Below are 18,795 nucleotides of genomic sequence, written 5' to 3'. Positions count from 1 at the left end.
GATCAGACGTTTCCTGTGGCTGGCAGCCGAAGACCGGTTTTCTTGAGGATCCGGGTCGACCAGAGTACGTCGTGGGCCCGGCAGGCATCACCCAGCAACGCTGCGATCCGGGCGACGAGTTCCTGTGCTTCCTCCCGCGTATGCGCGTGGACCATCGCGAACAGGTTGTACGGCCAATCCGGGGCGTGGCGCGTGCGGCGGTAGCAGTGACTCACGAACGGCAACGCGCCAACGCGTTCGCCGAGCGTGTCGGTATATGCGTCGTCAACGTCCCAAACGGTCATGCCGTTGGCCCGCCAACCCAGCAAGTAGTGATTGGGCACCGCGCCGATCCGGCGCAAGGTGCCAAGTGTCTGCATGGCTTGCAGCCGCGCAATGACCTCGCTTTCGTCGATGCCGAGCGACGCGCCGATGGCGGCAAAGGGTTCAGGCACGAGTGGCAGCCCTTGTTGCGTGGCGCGAATCAGTGCGAGGTCGAGCGAATCGTGGGTCATGTCGGGAGATGGAGGTGCACGAAGTACTCGCGTTCCTTCGGAAACGGCAGGACCTTCACGCCCGCGGCCACCTCGATGCGTTCCAGGGTGGGGGTGACATCCTCCGCGCGCGCGACGGCCAGCACGAACCACAGGTTCAGGTGATGTGTGCGCTCGTAGTTGTGGGCGACTTCGGGAAAGGCATTGATGGCTTCGATCACGGCGTCCAGGCGATCGGCAGGGGCATGGCATGCGCAGAGCATGAAGCGCCCCCCAACGCGTTCGACCTGGTACATCGGCCCGAAACGCGTCAGGATTCCCGCATCCAGCAGCGCCTGCAGCCGGGCAAGCAACGTGCCCTCGTTGATGCCGAGCGACCGCGCCGCGTCGGCGTAGGGCCGAGGCGTAACGGGCAGTCCGAGTTGCAAGGCGTTGATGATGCGGCGGTCCAGGTCGTCCGGCGTCATGGTCACATCCCGAAGCGCTGCGCGCGCGAGGTGAAGAAGATGCCGCTTGGATGGTCCGCCGGCAGCGTGGCCAACGGCTCGTAACTGGTCGTGTCGTAGACCACCACGCGATTGTCGTCGCGGCACGACAGCCAGACTGCCTCGCCCTTGGGCGTGAACTCCATGTGCAGCACGCCACGGCAAGGCTTGAGCGTGCGCACGACCTTCCGGGTGGCTGTGTCGATGACCTGGACGGTTTCGTTGTTCGGGAACGCGAAGTTCACCCAGACCTGTCGTCCGTCAGGCTGCGCCATCACGAACACCGGCTGGCCCGCAACTTCCACGCGTCCGGCTTCCTGCCAGCCGTTGGCGGTATCGGCGATGAGCACTTCATGACGCCCGATGGCGGGCAGCCATGCCTTGCCCTGCGCCATGGCCCAGCCGCGCAGGTGCGGCATCTTGTAGACGGGCAGCGGTGCGGAGCCACGTCCATAGCCGGACAGGACATGCCGCGCGGCAGGCGGGGATTGCCACAGGTCCACCAGCGCCAGGCCGTCCTCCCCGAACAGTCCCGCCAGATACCAACGGCCGTCGGGCGTCACCAGCCCGTCATAAGGCTGCTTGCCTGCTGGCAGCTTGGTGACTTTGGGGTGGCGAGGGTCGGCTACGTCGATGATCCAGATCTCGCCTGCCTCGAACAGGCTCGCCGCCAGCCGCTTGCCGGGCAGGTCGGCCAGACCGACAACCTTCGAGCGTCGCCCGTCTGGGCCGATGGCGGGGATGTCGGCGAGCGGTTCGAGCGTGGCGGCATCGAACAACCTGATGCCACCGGGCTCGTAATTCTGCGCGGCCACCACGCGGCCATCCTGGGTAATGGCGCCGCCGATGCTGTTGCCTGCCTGGATGGTACGGTGGGTCACCTTGGCATTCAGCAGGTCCACGCGGGTCAGGCCACCGTCACGGCCGAAGACGTAGGCGTACCGGCCGTCGCGCGCGAAGACCACGCTGGCGTGCGACAGGTCACCGAAGCCATCGATCGTGGCCAGTCGGGTCATGCCCGAGGTTTCCACGACCTGGATGCGGCCGGCTGCGCGCTCGACCACGACGCCCATATCGCCGGTGCCACGTACCGCGGTGGCGCAGCCGGCGAGCAGCGCGCTCAGTGCCAGCACGACGGGAAGTGCGGTGCGGCGCATCATGGTTTCGGTACGGCGGGCACTTGCCCGGATTGGAGTCGATCGATCAACCATCGTGCTTCGTCCTGTGTCATGAATGGCCGCCACGGCGGCATCGCGGTTCCCGGCCTGCCCTGAAGCACCGTGGCGACGAGTCCGTCGCGCGGTTTGTCGGCTAGCGCCGCAGCCGTCAGCGGTGATCCGAGCCCTCCCTGCAGCGTCATGCCATGACAGGCGCCGCAGTCATCGCGTAGCAGGCGGAAGAGCTCGGCTTGTCTGGCAGGCGTCGGGGCGGCTGCCGGTGGCTCGGCGGCGATAGCCGTGGCGGCAATACACGAAAGGATGGGAATGCAGATCCAGCGCAGGGTTGGCATGGGTTCGCCAGCGAGTGGGGCAAATGCCGACATCATTATTAAGAACCCAGCATTTCGGCTTGACCGCTGTCAATGCTGGGGCGATTCGACGGTTGACGATGCGGGCGCGCCTCAGGTGTCAGAGGGCAGACCAGCGGCAGGAAGTCGTCTGCACGTTCCGAGTAGGCCAGCAGCGCGCCCGCCTGGAGGTCGAAGTACCAGCCATGCAGCGTGAGCGCACCGCGCTCGCAGGCCTCGCGGACGAACGGAAAACTCTCGAGATTGCGCAGCGACACCAGGATCGCCGCTTGTTCGCATGCGCGCTGCCGTTCCGCGGGACTGGCGTTGGGCAGCGTCTGCTCGACCATGCGCCGGGCAGGGCCTGCAATGCGGACCCAGGGCCCGATAAAGTCCTGCGGCGCGTTCGTATCGTCGTTTTGCGGATGGGCCAGCAAAGCACGGATGCCGCCACATCCAGCGTGGCCCATCACGATGATGCGGACCACATGCAGTTGCTCCACGGCGAACTGGATCGCCGCCGAGACACCGTGGAGCCGCCCGCTGGCGCCATCCCCGCACGGCGGTACGAGGTTGGCGACGTTGCGCACCGTGAACAGCTCTCCCGGGTCGCAGTCGAGCAGCAGGCCCGGGTCCACGCGCGAATCGCTACAGCCGATCAGCAGCGTCTGAGGCTTCTGGCCCGTGCGCAGGGCATCGAAGAGTTCCGGCCTGGCCTCGAAGTAGCGCCGCTGGAACCGTTCGAAGCCCTTGAGCAGACGTTCGATCTCGTGCATGGGGACACGGCCTTACCGGCCCCGGACGAGTTGCCAGGCGCGTCCCAGGTAGGTCACCGAGGCAAAGCCGCTCCAGACGTGCACCAGTCGCGTGAACGGGAAGATCGCGAACAGCGAGATGCCCATGAACAGGTGCGCCTTGAAGAGCAGCGGGGCCTCGGCCACATAGCTGGCGGCATCCGCGCGCAGCGTGACGACGTGCTGCGCCCAGGTCATCAGTTGCACCATCATGTGGCCGTCCATATGGCTGGCCGACTCGAAGATCGTCGACAGACCCAGTAGCAGCGTGACCAGCAGCCACAGCAGCAGGACCTTGTCACCGAAGCGCGTGACGGCGGACACGCGTGCGTTGGTCAGGCGACGATGCAGCAGGATCAGCAGGCCGGCCAGGCACATCGTGCCCATGACGCCGCCGGCGCTCATGGCGATGGCCTGCTTGAGGCCATGCGACACGCCAAGCGTGTCCCACACCACGACCGGCGTCAGCAGGCCGACGAGATGGCCGAAGAACAGGCCAAGGATGCCCACGTGGAACAGGATGTTGCCGGTGCGCAGGTTACCGCGATAGAGCATCTGCGAACTGTCCGACTTCCAGGTGTACTGCTCGCGCTCGAAGCGCGCCAGGCTGCCGAACAGGAAGATGGCGGCTGCGATGTAGGGATAGATCCCGAAGATAAATTGATGGACCAGGTTCATGGTAGTGGCTCTGGTTGGTTCCTTGTAATGGACGGGCTCACGGGCGAGGGGACGGCGCGGCGCGCTTGTGGAACGTGATCACGTCGACGGCTGGTTTCACGCCAAGCAGCGGTTCCACGCCATCGGCGCCGGGGCCGAACGTTTCCATGGCTTCATCCATGTCACGCACCGGAGGATCCTGCTGCGCGACGGGCTGCACATCGGTCAGCGTGCGCAGCACCCTGAAGACGGCGGCATATGGACTTTCCTTGCGGGCCAGGCGGTCGCCGATGGCGGCCAGCACGTGGATCGCGTCACCGAGCAACTGCTCCGCGCGCTCCTCCTTGCCATCGAGCGACAACGCGCCGAGATACTCCAGGAACAGCGGCACGTAGTCGGGAAGTTCGGTCTCCAGCGGCTCGAAGCCGTCACGACGGTACTCGTCGATCAGGTCGACCATGGCCTGGCCGCGGTCGCGGCTTTCGCCATGCACATGCTCGAACAGATGCAGCGAGTGGGACGGGCTGCGATCGAACGTGGCGACGTAGTTTTCCTGCAGCTCGATCAGCGGCCGGCTGCGCAGCTCGTCGAGCAGCGGCGCCAGCATGTCCCGCGCCTGCGGCCATTCGACCAGCGCGAGGTTGGCTTCCTCGAGGCTGTCGAGCCATTCCTGTTCGGGGTAGCAGAGCAGGGTGCTGAGCACCTGATGAATGGGCATGATTCGAACTCCTTCCTTTAACCGGTGATGGCCTTGCGGCGCGAGCGCGGCAAGTCGGCGTACGACACTTCTGGCTTGGGCTTCTTCGTGCCGAACAGCGAGCCGTCCGACGTGCCACCCGAGCAGCCGTTGCCGAAGCTGAAACCGCAGCTTCCCTTCTCGTCGAAGCTGTCTTCCGCCATTTCCTTGTGGGACGACGGCACGACGAAGCGGTCCTCGTAGTTGGCGATGGCCATGATCTGGTACATGTCCTCGACCTGCGCGGGCGTCAGCCCCACCTGTTCGAGCACGGCCAGGTCCTGCAGGCCGTCCACCGATTCAGAGCGCTTGTATGCGCGCATCGCCAGCATGCGTTCCAGCGCGGACAGCACCGGATTCACATCGCCTGCGGTCAGCAGGTTTGCGAGGTACTTGACCGGAATGCGCAGGCTCTTCACGTCCGGGATCACGCCGTTCATGCCCATGAAGCCCGATTCCGCGGCCGACTGGATCGGCGAGAGCGGCGGGATGTACCAGACCATCGGCAGCGTGCGGTATTCCGGGTGCAGCGGGAAGGCCACCTTCCACTCGCAGGCCATCTTGTAGACCGGCGACTTGACCGCGGCGTCCAGCCAGCTTTGCGGGATGCCCTGACGCAGCGCCTCGGCCTGGATCTTAGGATCGTGCGGATCGAGGAAGACGTCGAGTTGCGACTGGTACAGATCGCGCTCGTCGGCCACGGACGCGGCTTGTTCGATGCGGTCGGCGTCATAGAGCATCACGCCGAGATAGCGGATGCGGCCCACGCAGGTTTCCGAACAGACCGTCGGTTGCCCGGCCTCGATACGCGGATAGCAGAACACGCACTTTTCGGCCTTGCCGGTCTGCCAGTTGAAGTAGATCTTCTTGTACGGGCAGCCCGACACGCACATGCGCCAGCCGCGGCACTTGTCCTGGTCGACCAGGACGATGCCGTCTTCCTCGCGCTTGTAGACCGAGCCGGAGGGGCAGGACGCCACGCAGGTAGGGTTCAGGCAGTGCTCGCACAGGCGCGGCAAATACATCATGAAGGTGTTCTCGAAGGTCGAGTACATGTCCTTCTGAATGTCCTCAAAAAGCTTGTCGCGGCTGCGCTGGTCGAACTCGCCCCCGAGGTCGTCTTCCCAGTTCGGACCCCATTCGATCTTCTCCATCTTCTTGCCGGTGATTGCCGATACGGGACGCGCCGTGGGCGGCGTCTGCATCAGCGGGGCATTCTGGAGATGCTCGTAGTCGAAGGTGAACGGCTCGTAGTAGTCGTCGATCTGCGGCAGGTTCGGGTTGGCGAAGATGTTCGCCAGGATCTTTGTCTTGCCGCCCTGACGGGGCGTGAGGCTACCGTCGGCATTGCGCTTCCAGCCGCCTTGCCATTTGTCCTGGTTCTCCCATTCCTTCGGGAAGCCGACACCGGGCTTGGTCTCGACGTTGTTGAACCATGCGTACTCGACACCTTCACGGCTGGTCCATACGTTCTTGCACGTCACGGAGCAGGTATGGCAGCCGATGCACTTGTCGAGGTTCAGCACCATGGCTACCTGGGCACGAATCTTCATTACCTTGCTCCTTCGATCTTTTCTGCTTCGTTTGCAGGGGTACGTTCTTCTCGTAGCGGCTGGTCGAGCCAGTCCACCTTGTTCATCTTGCGCAGGATCACGAACTCGTCGCGGTTGCTACCGACGGTGCCGTAGTAGTTGAAGCCGTAGGCCAGTTGCGCATAGCCGCCGATCATGTGCGTGGGCTTGGTCACCGCGCGGGTGACCGAGTTATGGATGCCGCCGCGCATACCGCTGGTCTCGGCCCCAGGCACGTTCACAATCTTTTCCTGGGCGTGGTACATCAGGCACATCCCTTGCGGAACGCGCTGCGATACGACCACCCGCGCCGTCAGCGTGCCGTTGACGTTGAAGACCTCGACCCAGTCGTTGTCGCGAATGCCGTTGGCCTTGGCTTCCACTTCCGAGATCCATACGTGCGGGCCGCCGCGGGACAGCGTCAGCATCCGCAGGTTGTCGGAGTACGTGGAGTGGATGCCCCACTTCTGGTGCGGGGTGATCCAGTTCAGCACCAGTTCGGGGTTGCCGTTCGGCTTCTTGCCGAGCATCGGGCTGATCGTCTTGGTGTCGATCGCCGGTTTGTACACGCACGCGCCTTCGCCGAAGTCGAGCATCCAGCGGTGATCCTGGTAGAACTGCTGACGGCCCGTCAGCGTGCGCCATGGAATCAGCTCGTGCACGTTGGTGTAGCCGGCGTTGTAGCTGACTTCCTCGGACTCGAGTCCTGACCACGTCGGCGCCGAGATGATCTTGCGCGGCTGGGCCTGCACGTCGCGGAAGCGGATCTTGTCGTGCTCGCGGCCGACGGCCAGATGCGTGTGGTCGCGGCCGGTGATCTTCGACAGCGCGTCCCAGGCCTTGACGGCCACGTGGCCGTTGGTTTCGGGCGCGAACGTCAGGATCATCTCCGCGGCGTCGATCGCGGTTTCCAGGCGCGGACGGCCCTGGCTGACGCCAGGCTCGGTCACCGTCTTGCTCAGGTGGCCGATCTCGTGCACTTCGTGCTCGGTGTTCCAGTTGATGCCCTTGCCGCCGTTGCCAAGCTTGTCGAGCAGCGGGCCGATCGACGTGAACTTCTTGTAGATGTCGTGATAGTTGCGTTCCACCACGGTCATCGACGGCGCGGTCTTGCCCGGGATCAGGTCGCACTCGCCGTGCTTCCAGTCCTTCGGCTCGAACGGCTGGCCCAGTTCACCCGGGGTGTCGTGCAGCAGCGGGGTGCAGACCAGGTCCTCGCGTGTGCCAAGGTACGGGCCGGCAATCTCGCTGAACGTCTTCGCGATCGCCTTGTAGATTTCCCAGTCCGTCTTGCTTTCCCAGAGCGGCTGCACGGCTTCCGAGAGCGGGTGGATGAACGGGTGCATGTCGGACGTGTTCAGATCGTCCTTTTCGTACCACGTGGCCGTCGGCAGCACGATGTCGCCGTAGAGGCAGGTGGTGCTCATGCGGAAGTCGAGCACGGTCAGCAGGTCGAGCTTGCCTTCGGCGGCTGGCCGAACCGTGACTTCGCTGGGCTTGATCGCATCGTTCTCATCGCCGAACACGGCGTTCTGCGTGCCGAGCAGGTACTTGAGGAAGTACTCGTGGCCCTTGCCGGAGCTGCCGAGAATGTTCGAGCGCCACACGAACATGTTGCGCGGGAAGTTGGCGGGATTGTCGGGGTCGTCGCAGGCGAACTGCAGCTTGCCGGACTTTAGTTGCTCCACGGTATCCGCGATCGGGTCCTTGCCGGCGGCGCGGGCCTCGGCCACCACGTCGAGCGGGTTCCGGCCCAGTTGCGGCGCGGATGGTAACCAGCCCATCCGTTCGGACTTGGCGTTGAGGTCGAGCAGCGACAGCTTGTCGTAGCGCGCGCGGTCGGCGGTCGGCGCGAGGATTTCGTCGACACCGAGCTTCTCGTGACGCCACTGGCTGGTGTGGTTGTAGAAGAACGACGTGCCGTTCATATGGCGCGGCGGGCGCGACCAGTCCAGCCCGAACGCCAGCGGCGCCCAGCCGAACTGCGGCCGCAGCTTTTCCTGGCCGACGTAGTGCGCCCAGCCGCCACCGCTCTTGCCGATGCAGCCGCACATCATCAACAGGTTGATGATGCCGCGGTAAATCATGTCGTTGTGGTACCAGTGATTCAGCGCGGCGCCAACGATGACCATGCTCTTGCCCTGCGTGCGGTCGGCGTTGTCGGCGAACTCGCGGGCGACCTGGATGACGAGGTTACGCGGCACGGACGTGTGCTTTTCCTGCCAGGCAGGGGTGTAGGGCACATCGTCGTCGTACGACGTGGCGACGTTCGGGCCACCAAGGCCCTGGTCGACGCCGTAGTTGGCCATCTGCAGGTCATAGACGGTGGCCACGTGGACCGTGGTGCCGTCGGCCAGCGTCAGGCGGCGCGTGGGCACGCGGCGCTTGAGCAGGGCATCGTGCTCGCCGCCGAAGTACGGGAAGCCGACTTCGACCACTTCATCCTCATGACCGATCAGTGACAGACGCTGGTCGATCTCGCGGCCGCTGCCGCCATCCTTCATCTCGAGGTTCCAGCGGCCGACCTTCGCGCCGTTGTCGTGGGCGGCTTCGCCCCAGCGGAAGCCGATCGAGCCATTCGGCGCGACGATTTCGCCCGTGGCGTCGTCAATGGCCAGCGTTTTCCATTCGGGATGGTTCGCCTGGTCGAGATTGCCGTCCAGATGCGAAGCGCGGAGGAAGTGATCGGGCACCAGCGTGCCGTCCTGCTCGCGCAGCAGCACCAGCAGCGGCATGTCGGTGTACTGCTTCACATAGTCGCGGAAGTAGGCCGACTTGCCGGTGGCGTGGAACTCCTTGAGCACCACGTGGCCCATGGCCATTGCCAGGGCGGCATCGGTACCTTGCTTCGGCGCGAGCCAGATGTCACCAAACTTGACCATTTCGCCGAAGTCCGAAGACACGGCCACGGTCTTGGTGCCCTTGTACCGCACCTCGGTGTAGAAGTGGGCGTCAGGCGTGCGCGTCTGCGGCACGTTCGAGCCCCACACCATCAGGTAGGTGCTGTTGTACCAGTCGGCCGATTCCGGCACGTCCGTCTGCTCGCCCCAGATCTGCGGGCTGGCCGGCGGCAGATCGCAGTACCAGTCGTAGAAGGACAGGCAGGCGCCGCCGATCAGGCTCAGGTAGCGCGCGCCAGCGGCGTACGACACCATCGACATGGCTGGAATCGGCGAGAAGCCGATCACGCGGTCGGGGCCGTACTGCTTGATCGTGTAGGCATTGGCCGCCGCGATGATCTCGGTGGCAGTCTGCCAGTCCGCGCGGACGAAGCCGCCCTGGCCGCGCACGCTCTTGTAGCGGCGGGCCTTCTCCGGGTTCTGGCTGATCGATTCCCAGGCGGAAATCGGATCCATCGTCTTGCGGGCCTCGCGCCACATTTCCATCAGGCGGCCGCGAATCATGGGGTACTTCACCCGCTGCGCGGAGTAGACGTACCAGCTGTACGACGCGCCACGCGGGCAGCCGCGCGGTTCATGGTTGGGCAGATCGGGGCGCGTGCGCGGATAGTCGGTCTGCTGGGTTTCCCAGGTAATCAGGCCGTTCTTGACGTAGACCTTCCACGAGCAGGAGCCGGTGCAGTTGACGCCGTGCGTCGAGCGCACGATCTTGTCGTGCTGCCAGCGGCTGCGGTACGTGTTCTCCCACTTGCGGTCCTCGTTGACCACAGCGCCGTGTCCGTCCGAGTAGGTGGACTTCACGCGCGACAGGAACTTCAGTCGATCGAGAAAGTGACTCATTTTGTAGGGTTCTCCTGTGGGGTTCGTTCTGTCAGCACGGCATTGCGGCGTTGCGGCGGGCGTAGAACCACCACGTCACGAGCACACAGGTCACGTAGAAGACGATGAAGCAGTAGAGCGCGGCGAGGGGCGAACCAGTCAGGTCCAGCGAGGTGCCGAAGCTCTTGGGGATGAAGAAGCCGCCGTAGGCGCCGATCGCACCCGAGAAGCCGAGCACGGCGGCCGATTCCTTGCCGGCGTCCTGCACGGCCTGCCGCTGCGAGGCGGCGTCCTTGCCGGCCGCGCGCTGGCGCTCTGTCAGGAAGATCACGGGGATCATGCGGAACGTCGAGCCGTTGCCGATGCCGGTCAGGGCGAACAGCACGATGAAGGCGCCGAGGAAGGCGGGGAAGCTGCCCGCGCCGCCATCGGCGGGCAGGGCGGCCAGCACGGCGAAGACCGCGAGGATCATGCCGATGAAGGTCCAGAGCGTGACGCGGGCACCGCCGAGTCTGTCCGAGATCCAGCCACCAACCGGGCGGGTCAGTGCGCCAACGAGCGGTCCGAGGAAGGCGTAGGCCGTCGGGTTGACGCCGGGGAACTGCGACTTGGTCAGCAGCGCCAGGCCGGCCGAGAAGCCGATGAACGAGCCGAACGTGCCGATATAGAGCCAGCACATCAGCCAGTTGTGCTTGCGTGTGAAGATCACGGCCTGTTCGGCGAACGATGCGCGCGCGTCGGCGATGTCGTGCATGCCGAACCATGCCGCCAGCGAGGCGACGATGATAAACGGCACCCAGATGAAACCGGCGTTCTGCAGCCAGAGTTGTTGCGTGGCGTCGGCCGCCTTGTAGGTCTGCGGTTCACCGCCGAGCGCGCCGAACACGGCCACCGAAACCACCAGTGGCGTGACGAACTGCACCACGGAGACGCCCAGGTTGCCGATACCGGCGTTCAGGCCAGTGGCCAGGCCCTTCTTTTCTTTCGGGAAGAAGAAGCTGATGTTGGCCATCGACGAACTGAAGTTCGCGCCGCCCAGGCCGCACAGCAGCGCCAAGATCAGCAGCGTGGGGTAGCTGGTCGACGGGTCGCGTAGCGCGAAGCCCATGCCCACCGCCGGAATCAGCAGCAGCGCCGTGGAGATGGCCGTGAAGCGGCGGCCGCCAAAGATCGGCACCAGGAACGAGTAGAAGATACGCAGTGTGGCACCGGACAGCGCGGGCAGCGCGGTCAGCCAGAAGAGCTGGTTCTTGGTGAACTGAAAGCCGGCGCGGTCGAGGTTGACCGCCACCACGCTCCAGAGCATCCAGATCACGAACGCCAGCATCAGCGCGGGGATCGAAATCCAGAGGTTGCGATAGGCGATTCGCTCGCCCTGGTCGCGCCAGAAGGCCACGTTCTCGGGCTCCCAGCGGGTCAGTATGGAACTTGACATGATATGCAGTTAGGTTGGTTTGGGAGGAGACGGAACTCAGGCGGCTTGCAGGGTTTCGGGCGTCGGCCTGGCGTTTGCCGCGCGCTGGCTGTAGTGCATCCACACCAGACTCACGCAGACCGCGCCGTACATCAGCATGAAACAGCTGGTGCGGATGCCGGTCAGGTCAGCCAGTGCGCCGAACAGGATCGGGAGGATGAATCCACCGAGGCCGCCGGCCAGACCGACCACGCCGGAGACCGCGCCGATGTTGTGTGTGAAATCGTTCGAGATGAATTTGAAGACCGAGGCCTTGCCGACCGCGAACGCGATACCGACCACGAACATCAGGATGGTGAACACCGTTGGCGAGAGCGCGATATGGAAGCTCTCCGGGCCGTTGGCGGTGTGGATCGTGAAGTCGCTCCTCGGGTAGCTGAGCAGGAAGAACGTGACCCAGCTGACCCACATGACCCACCACGTGGTGCGGTGCGCGCCGTAGCGGTCCGAGATCCAGCCGCCGATCGCCCGGAGCACGCCACCCGGCAGCGAGAAGCAGGCAGCGAGGAACGCGGCCGTCTTCATGTCGAAGCCGTACTCACCGATGTAGTACTTGGTCATCCACAGCGAGAGGCCAACGTAGCCGCCGAACACGACCGAGTAGTACTGCGAATAGCGCCAGACACGCGGATCACGCATGACGGCAAGTTGCGCACGCCAGCTGGTGGCCGACGAAACGCGGTGCGCGGGATTGCTGCGCGAGAACAGCCAGAACACGATGGCGGTGATCAGCATCGCCACCGAGTACACCCTCGGCACGATTTCCCAGGTGCCGGCGGCCAGGATCAGAGCGGGCGCGACGAACTTGGTCAAGGCGGCGCCCGAGTTGCCGGCACCGAAGATGCCCATGGCCAGGCCCTGGCGCGAGCGCGGGAACCAGCGGGCCACGTATGGCGTGCCCACCGAGAACGAGCCGCCCGCCAGGCCGACGAACAGCCCGAGCACCAGCAATTGCCACAGCGTATGCGCGTACGAGATCAGCCAGATGGGGATCACCGTCAGCAGCATCAGCACAAAGAACACGATGCGGCCGCCGTAACGGTCCGTCCAGATGCCGAGCGGCACGCGGATCAGGGAGCCGCTCAGCACCGGCGTGGCTGCCAGCAGGCCGAACTCGGTGTCATTCAGGCCGAGTTCCTTCTTGAGCGGAATGCCGAGCACGGCAAACAGCATCCAGACGGCGAAACAGATCGTGAAGGCAAAGGTGCTGGACCAGAGCGTCGTCCAAGCACCGGAAGAGACGGGTTCTGGCTTGCTGGAGGGGAGGTTTGGGGTGGCCATGGCCGGGTTCCGAAGTCACTTTGGGGAGTGACGTCAGATTAGGCCTGTGGCGATTGGCCGACTATTCGCCGGGCGTAGAGGTAGGCGGGGGAGGGGCTATGCGGGACGGACTAGTCCGATCGGCATATGGACGGCGGGAAGTAATGGGGGAGTCGGCCAATTCCGGACCGTGCGGTCGGCGAATCCCGGCAAGGCGGGATTCGATGTGGCGGCCGTTTCCCCCGGGCTCCTCTCCCGCGGGCGGGAAAGGAGCGAGCGGCAGTAGTGCTTAAGCCGCCGGCGGGGGCACGTAGCCCGCGGCCTGGTCGGCGCCGTCGCCGAAGAAGTACTTCTCGGTCTGCTTGATCAGGTACTGGCGCGCCCGCGGGTCGGCCATGTTCAGGCGGTTCTCGTTGATCAGCATGGTCTGATGCTTGAGCCAGCCGGCCCAGGCTTCCTTGGACACGTTTTGCCAGATCTTCTTGCCGAGATCGCCCGGCAGCGGGGGGAAGTCGAGGCCTTCGGCTTCCTTGTTCAGCTTGATGCAATGGACCATGCGGGCCATGAGGGACTCCTTGTTCGTTTGGCCGCTATTGTAGCCAAGCTGGCCGGCCGGGCGGGAGTATCCGCCCATGCCCCTGCCGACCTTGTTGTTACTGCCGCGTCAGAGCTTCTTCATCAGGACCATCGACTTGCGCTGCCAGTTGTAGAGCTTGCGCTTGTCTTCGGGCAGATCGTCGACCGTGGCGTGGACGAACCCACGCTTGAGGAACCAGTGTTCGGTACGCGTGGTGAGCACGAACAGGCGTTCCAGGCCCAGCGCGCGGGCGCGGCGCTCGATCCGCTTGAGCAGCCGTTCGCCGTCGCCGGTGCCCTGGGCTTCCTGCGATACGGTCAGGCAGGCCATCTCGCCCATGTTCTCGCGTGGAAATTCGTAGAGCGCGGCGCAGCCGAACAGCACGCCATCGTGCTCGATCACCGAGAACTTGTCGATGTCGCGCTCGATCAGATGGCGGCCACGGGGAACCAGCGTGCCATCGGCCTCAAGCGGGGCGATGAGCTGCAGAATGCCGCCAACGTCGTCAAGCGTGGCTTCACGCAGGCTTTCCAGATCGCTGTCGGACAGCATGGTGCCCACGCCGTCGTGCAGGAACAGCTCCAGCAGCACCGAACCGTCCAGCGAGAACGGGATCAGGTGCGCGCGCGGCACGCCGCCCTTGAGCGCTTTGACCAGATGCTGGAGGTAGTACGCGACGTCGGGTGGCAGGTGGTTGTTCTGCAGCCGTTCCACGGCGGTGCGCAGCGACATTTCCTTCATCAGCTTGCCCACCTGGTCGGGCACGCCGGGTACCTCGGTGATGAAGATCAGCTTGTCCGCCTTGAGCGCGCTGGCCGTGGCGCTGGCCACGTCCTCCATTGACAGGTTGAATGCCTGGCCGGTCGGCGAGAAGCCGAGCGGCGACAGCAGCACCACCTTGCCGTGCGATAGCGACATGCGCATCGAGTCGCCGTCGATCTTGCGGACCAGACCGGTGTGCTGATAGTCCACGCCATTGACGATGCCCACCGGGCGCGCGGTGATGAAGTTGCCCGACACCACGGAAAGCTGGGCGCCAGCCATCGGCGTGTTCGGCAGTCCCTGGCTGAACGCGGCCTCAATGTCGAGGCGCAACTCGCCGGCGGCTTCCTTGGCGCATTCCAGCGCGGCATTGTCGGTGATTCGGATGCCTTCCGCGTACTGCGACTGGACATTGCGCAGCGCGAGCTGTTCTTCCACCTGCGGTCGGGATCCGAACACCAGCACGATCTGCATGCCCATCGCGTGCAGCAGCGCCACGTCATTGACCAGTCCGTTGAGCACCCCGGCCTTGACCAGTTCGCCGCTGAAGGCGATTACGAACGTCTTGCCGCGGAAGGCATGGATATAGGGCGCGACCGATCGCAGCCAGTCGACGAACTGCTGCTGGTCCGGGCCGGCGGGCTCGGCAAGCTCCGTGGCGACGGGCGGATTCTGGGTGTCGGGCGCGGCCTTTACGGGCAGCGGGAGCGGGGCGGAGGCAGGATCGGGGTCCTGCTGCGGGGAGTCGGTTCTGGCGTTCATGCGGCGGATTATAATCCCGGCCAATGTCAGCACAACGCCCCGCCAAACCTGTTCCGTCCCGGCCCGCCGAGGCCAAGACTTCCCCGGTCCCTCCGAATCCCGCCAAGCGGCCGGCGGAGGCCGCTGCACGCGCGCCTCGCTCGCCCGGCGGGCCTCGCCAGCCCCGTGCGCCGCAGCCGGCACGGCTTGCCAATCCGATACCGGAAATCACGTTTCCGGAGGCCTTGCCCGTCTCGGCACGGCGCGAAGAGATCGCCCGGGCACTGCAGGCCAACCAGGTCATTATCGTTTCCGGCGAAACCGGCTCGGGCAAGACCACCCAGTTGCCGAAGATCGCGTTGTCGATCGGGCGGGGCCCGGCACGCGAGGGCAAGCCCGGCGGCGGGCTGATCGGCCACACCCAGCCCCGCCGGATTGCGGCCACCTCCACGGCCAAGCGGATCGCACAGGAGCTGGGCACGCCGCTGGGCGAGACGGTCGGGTATCAGGTCCGGTTCAACGACACGATGTCGGCCGGGGCGTCGGTCAAGCTGATGACCGACGGCATCCTGCTGGCCGAGACGCAGAATGACCCGCTGCTGCGCGCCTACGACACGATCATCATCGACGAGGCGCACGAGCGCAGCCTCAACATCGACTTCCTGATCGGCTACCTGCGCCAGATCCTGCCGAAGCGGCCGGATCTGAAGGTGATCATCACGTCGGCAACCATCGACGCCAAGCGCTTTGCCGAGCATTTCGCGCGCAACGGCAAGCCGGCGCCCGTGATCGAGGTCAGTGGCCGGCTCTATCCGGTGGAGGTGCGCTACCGGCCGATACAGGCGGATGCGCCGGCCGACGGCGCCCCGCGCACCGAGAAGGCCCGGGAGCGCGATCTGTACGACGGTATCGTCGACGCCGTGGACGAACTCTGCCGGGTCGGGCCCGGCGACGTGCTGGTGTTCCTGCCGGGCGAGCGGGAGATCCGCGAGGCTGCCGAGGCGCTGCGCAAGCATCATCCGCCGCATACGGAAATCCTGCCACTGTTTGCGCGGCTGTCCGTGCAGGAGCAGGAGCGTGTGTTCAAACCGTCGAACGCGCGGCGCATCGTGCTGGCCACCAACGTGGCGGAGACGTCGCTGACGGTGCCTGGCATCCGCTACGTGGTAGATACGGGGCTGGCGCGCGTCAAGCGCTACTCGTACCGCAACAAGGTCGAGCAACTCCAGATCGAATCGATCTCGCAGGCGGCGGCCAACCAGCGTGCCGGCCGATGTGGCCGGGTGGCGAACGGTGTCTGCATCCGCCTGTACGAGGAAAGTGATTTCCTGGGCCGCGTGCGCTTCACCGATCCGGAAATCCTGCGCTCGTCGCTGGCAGCGGTCATCCTGCGCATGAAGGCGCTGCGCCTGACCAATATCGAGGCGTTTCCGTTTATCGAGCCGCCGCTGGGCCGTGCCATCGCCGACGGCTATCAGTTGCTGCAGGAACTGGGCGCGTTCGACGAGGCCAACCAGCTCACCGGCGTTGGCCGCCAGTTGTCCAAGCTGCCGCTCGACCCCCGCGTGGCGCGGATGATCCTGGCCGCGCGCGACCAGCAATGTCTGCGCGAGGTGCTGATCATCGCCAGCGCGTTGTCCGTGCAGGACCCGCGAGACCGCCCGCAGGAGGCCCAGGAGGCCGCCGACCAGGCGCATCGCAAGTTCATGGACGAGAAGTCCGAGTTCCTGGGCTGGGTCAAGCTGTGGAAATGGTTCGAAGACGCCGTCGCGCACAAGAAGACCAACCGGCAGTTGCAGGAGCAGTGCCGTGCCAACTTCCTGTCGCATGTTCGCCTGCGCGAATGGCGCGATGTGCATTCGCAGTTGCTGACCACGGTGACGGAGCAGGGCTGGCGCCTGAACGAGAGCGAGCCGACCTTCGAGCAGGTGCACAAGGCGCTGCTGACCGGCCTGCTCGGCAACGTTGGCCTGAAGCTGGATGAATCCGACGGCAAGGGGCGCGAGTACCTGGGCGCGCGGGGCATCAAGTTCCACCTCTGGCCGGGCTCGCTCATCGCGCGCAAGGTGGGGCGCTGGATCATCGCGGCCGAATTGGTGGAAACCAGCCGCCTGTACGCGCGCACGCTGGCCCGTATCGAGCCGGAATGGGTCGAGCAGGTCGGCAGCCATCTGCTCAAGGTGAGCTGGAGCGAGCCGCACTGGGAGAAGAAGGCTGGGCAAGTGCTGGCGCTCGAGCGCGGCACGCTGTACGGCTTGCCCGTGTACCAGCATCGTCGGGTGCACTTTGGGCCGATGAACCCGGCCGAGGCGCGCGAGCTGTTCATCCGCCACGCACTGGTGGAAGGCGAGTTCGACACGCGGCTGCCGTTCTTCGCCCACAACCAGCGTCTGGTACGCGAGATCGAGAACCTGGAGCACAAGTCGCGCCGTCAGGACGTGCTGGTGGACGACGCGCTCATTTTCGCGTTCTACGATCGCGCGATTCCCGCCGACATCCACAATCAGGTGGCGTTTGAAAAGTGGTATCAGGCGGAGTCCGCGAAGGATCGCAAACTCCTGTACCTGAATCGCGACGAGTTGATGCGGCACGAAGCCGCGGGTATCACGACGGACCTGTTCCCGAAGATCCTGCCGATCGCCGGGATCGATATGGCGCTGACGTACCACTTCGAACCGGGCAGCCATCGCGACGGCGTGACGCTGACGGTGCCGCTGTATGCGCTCAACCAGGTGCGACCCGAGCGCACCGAGTGGCTCGTGCCTGGCATGATCAAGGAGAAAGTGCATCTGCTGCTGAAATCGCTGCCACAGAAGCTGCGCCGCCATTGCGTGCCGCTGCCCGACTACGCAGCCGGGTTTGTCGACCGCCAGCCGTTCGGGGAGGGAGATCTGCTCGATGTGTTGATCGCCGACATCCGCGAGCAGACCGGCACGATGATCAAGCGTGCGGACTTCAAGCTCGAGACGCTGCCTGCCCACCACGCGATGAATTTCAAGGTGATCGACGAGCACGGTCGCCAACTGGACATGGGCCGCAACCTGGCCCAGTTGCGTGCGGAGTTCGGCGGTCAGGCGCAGCAGTCGTTCCAGAACATTGCCGCGCGCGATGTGCCTGCGGCCGAAGCCGGTCAATTCGAGAGCCTGACCTCGTGGTCGTTCGGTGAGTTGCCCGAACTGCTTGAGATCCGCAAGGGCAATCAGACGCTGTTTGGCTATCCGGCGCTGGTTGACCACGGCGATCACTGTGACGTGGAAGTCTTCGACGATCCGCAGGAGGCTGCGCGCATCCATCATGCCGGACTGCGCCGGTTGTTCGCGCTGCAACTGCGAGAGCAGGTCAAGTTCATCGAGAAGAACATCCCGAACCTGCAGCAGATGGCGATGCAGTACATGACGCTGGGCACGCAGGAGGAGTTGCGCAACCAGATCGTCATGATGGCGCTGGAACGCGCCTGCCTGCAGGCGCCCCTGCCGCGCAACGAAGCCGAGTTCAATACCCGCAAGGAAGAAGGGCGGGCGCGGCTGTCGCTGCTGGCCCAGGAAATCGCGCGGCTGGTGGGCACAATCCTCGCCGAGTTTGCGGGGCTGCCGCGCAAGATGCTCCAGGCCAAGCCGTTCGGCTCGGCCTATCAGGATCTGGAAGGCCAGCTGGCGCGCCTGATGATGAAGTCGTTCGTGATCGATACGCCATATGTCCAGTTGACGCACTTTCCGCGTTACCTGAAGGGCATGGCGATGCGGGTGGACAAGCTCAAGGGCGATCCGGTCCGTGACAGCCAGCGCATCCAGGAAATGACTCCGCTGGTGCAACAGTGGCAGCGTGCGGAGAAGCAGCTACGGTCGCAGGGCCGAGGCGCTGCCGATGCCCGTCTCGACGAGTTCCGCTGGATGCTCGAGGAATTGCGGGTGGCCTTGTTCGCGCAGGAACTGCGCACGCCACAGCCAATGTCGGTCAAGCGGCTTCAGAAAGTCTGGGAGTCCATGCAGCGATAGGCCGGTGTCCAAGGGGGGCTGTCCAGGTTATTTGTATCTAATTG

Annotated in this window: 14 protein-coding genes; 1 reads left to right on the top strand and 13 read right to left on the bottom strand. The window is 64.9% G+C overall.

Going from position 1 to position 18,795, the window contains the following annotated elements:
* Positions 1-2: 2 nt before the first annotated feature.
* The 13 genes from ahbB to argA form a co-directional block, all read right to left on the bottom strand.
* On the bottom strand, positions 3-494 hold the full coding sequence (ahbB, locus tag RMET_RS33955; RefSeq protein WP_011516795.1) for a siroheme decarboxylase subunit beta: 492 nt from the start codon (positions 492-494) through the stop codon (positions 3-5).
* Positions 491-940, bottom strand: coding sequence for an AsnC family transcriptional regulator (locus RMET_RS33950; protein WP_011516794.1), 450 nt, complete (start codon positions 938-940; stop codon positions 491-493). Before RMET_RS33950 ends, ahbB begins: the two co-directional genes overlap by 4 nt.
* Before the next feature lie 2 nt (positions 941-942).
* Positions 943-2,115: a cytochrome D1 domain-containing protein gene (locus RMET_RS10405; protein ID WP_011516793.1), complete on the bottom strand. Its 1,173-nt coding sequence runs from the start codon at positions 2,113-2,115 to the stop codon at positions 943-945.
* Complete coding sequence (locus RMET_RS10400) at positions 2,115-2,468, bottom strand: c-type cytochrome (protein ID WP_035820820.1); 354 nt, start codon at positions 2,466-2,468, stop codon at positions 2,115-2,117. The genes RMET_RS10405 and RMET_RS10400 overlap by 1 nt, the downstream gene beginning before the upstream one ends.
* Positions 2,469-2,506: 38 nt before the next feature.
* Complete coding sequence (locus RMET_RS10395) at positions 2,507-3,241, bottom strand: carbonic anhydrase (RefSeq protein WP_011516791.1); 735 nt, start codon at positions 3,239-3,241, stop codon at positions 2,507-2,509.
* Between the two features lie 12 nt (positions 3,242-3,253).
* Entirely contained in the window at positions 3,254-3,937 is a 684-nt protein-coding gene (narI, locus tag RMET_RS10390; RefSeq protein ID WP_011516790.1) for a respiratory nitrate reductase subunit gamma, read from the bottom strand.
* A gap of 37 nt (positions 3,938-3,974) precedes the next feature.
* The gene (gene narJ / locus RMET_RS10385; RefSeq protein ID WP_011516789.1) at positions 3,975-4,634 is read right to left on the bottom strand and encodes a nitrate reductase molybdenum cofactor assembly chaperone; all 660 of its coding nucleotides are present in this window, start codon (positions 4,632-4,634) and stop codon (positions 3,975-3,977) included.
* Positions 4,635-4,651: 17 nt separating this feature from the next.
* Positions 4,652-6,205 (bottom strand): nitrate reductase subunit beta, encoded by a 1,554-nt coding sequence (narH, locus tag RMET_RS10380; protein WP_011516788.1) that lies wholly within the window; start codon positions 6,203-6,205, stop codon positions 4,652-4,654.
* On the bottom strand, positions 6,205-9,963 hold the full coding sequence (locus RMET_RS10375) for a nitrate reductase subunit alpha (RefSeq protein WP_011516787.1): 3,759 nt from the start codon (positions 9,961-9,963) through the stop codon (positions 6,205-6,207). The genes narH and RMET_RS10375 overlap by 1 nt, the downstream gene beginning before the upstream one ends.
* A 31-nt stretch (positions 9,964-9,994) precedes the next feature.
* On the bottom strand, positions 9,995-11,377 hold the full coding sequence (locus tag RMET_RS10370; RefSeq protein WP_011516786.1) for a NarK family nitrate/nitrite MFS transporter: 1,383 nt from the start codon (positions 11,375-11,377) through the stop codon (positions 9,995-9,997).
* Between the two features lie 36 nt (positions 11,378-11,413).
* Positions 11,414-12,697 carry an MFS transporter gene (locus RMET_RS10365; protein ID WP_011516785.1) on the bottom strand — a complete coding sequence of 428 codons (1,284 nt, stop codon included), beginning with the start codon at positions 12,695-12,697 and terminating at the stop codon, positions 11,414-11,416.
* 268 nt (positions 12,698-12,965) lie between these two features.
* On the bottom strand, positions 12,966-13,241 hold the full coding sequence (locus tag RMET_RS10360) for an oxidative damage protection protein (protein WP_024570137.1): 276 nt from the start codon (positions 13,239-13,241) through the stop codon (positions 12,966-12,968).
* A gap of 99 nt (positions 13,242-13,340) precedes the next feature.
* Positions 13,341-14,777: an amino-acid N-acetyltransferase gene (argA, locus tag RMET_RS10355; RefSeq protein ID WP_011516783.1), complete on the bottom strand. Its 1,437-nt coding sequence runs from the start codon at positions 14,775-14,777 to the stop codon at positions 13,341-13,343.
* 23 nt (positions 14,778-14,800) lie between these two features.
* Between argA and hrpA the strand changes: the two genes are divergently transcribed.
* A complete protein-coding gene (gene hrpA / locus RMET_RS10350) occupies positions 14,801-18,751 on the top strand; it encodes an ATP-dependent RNA helicase HrpA (RefSeq protein ID WP_011516782.1) in 3,951 nt (1,316 codons plus the stop codon).
* Positions 18,752-18,795 lie beyond the last annotated feature (44 nt).

The organism is Cupriavidus metallidurans CH34, from assembly GCF_000196015.1.
GTDB classification, from domain to species: Bacteria; Pseudomonadota; Gammaproteobacteria; order Burkholderiales; family Burkholderiaceae; genus Cupriavidus; species Cupriavidus metallidurans.
This window is presented reverse-complemented; position numbering and strand designations above follow the sequence as displayed.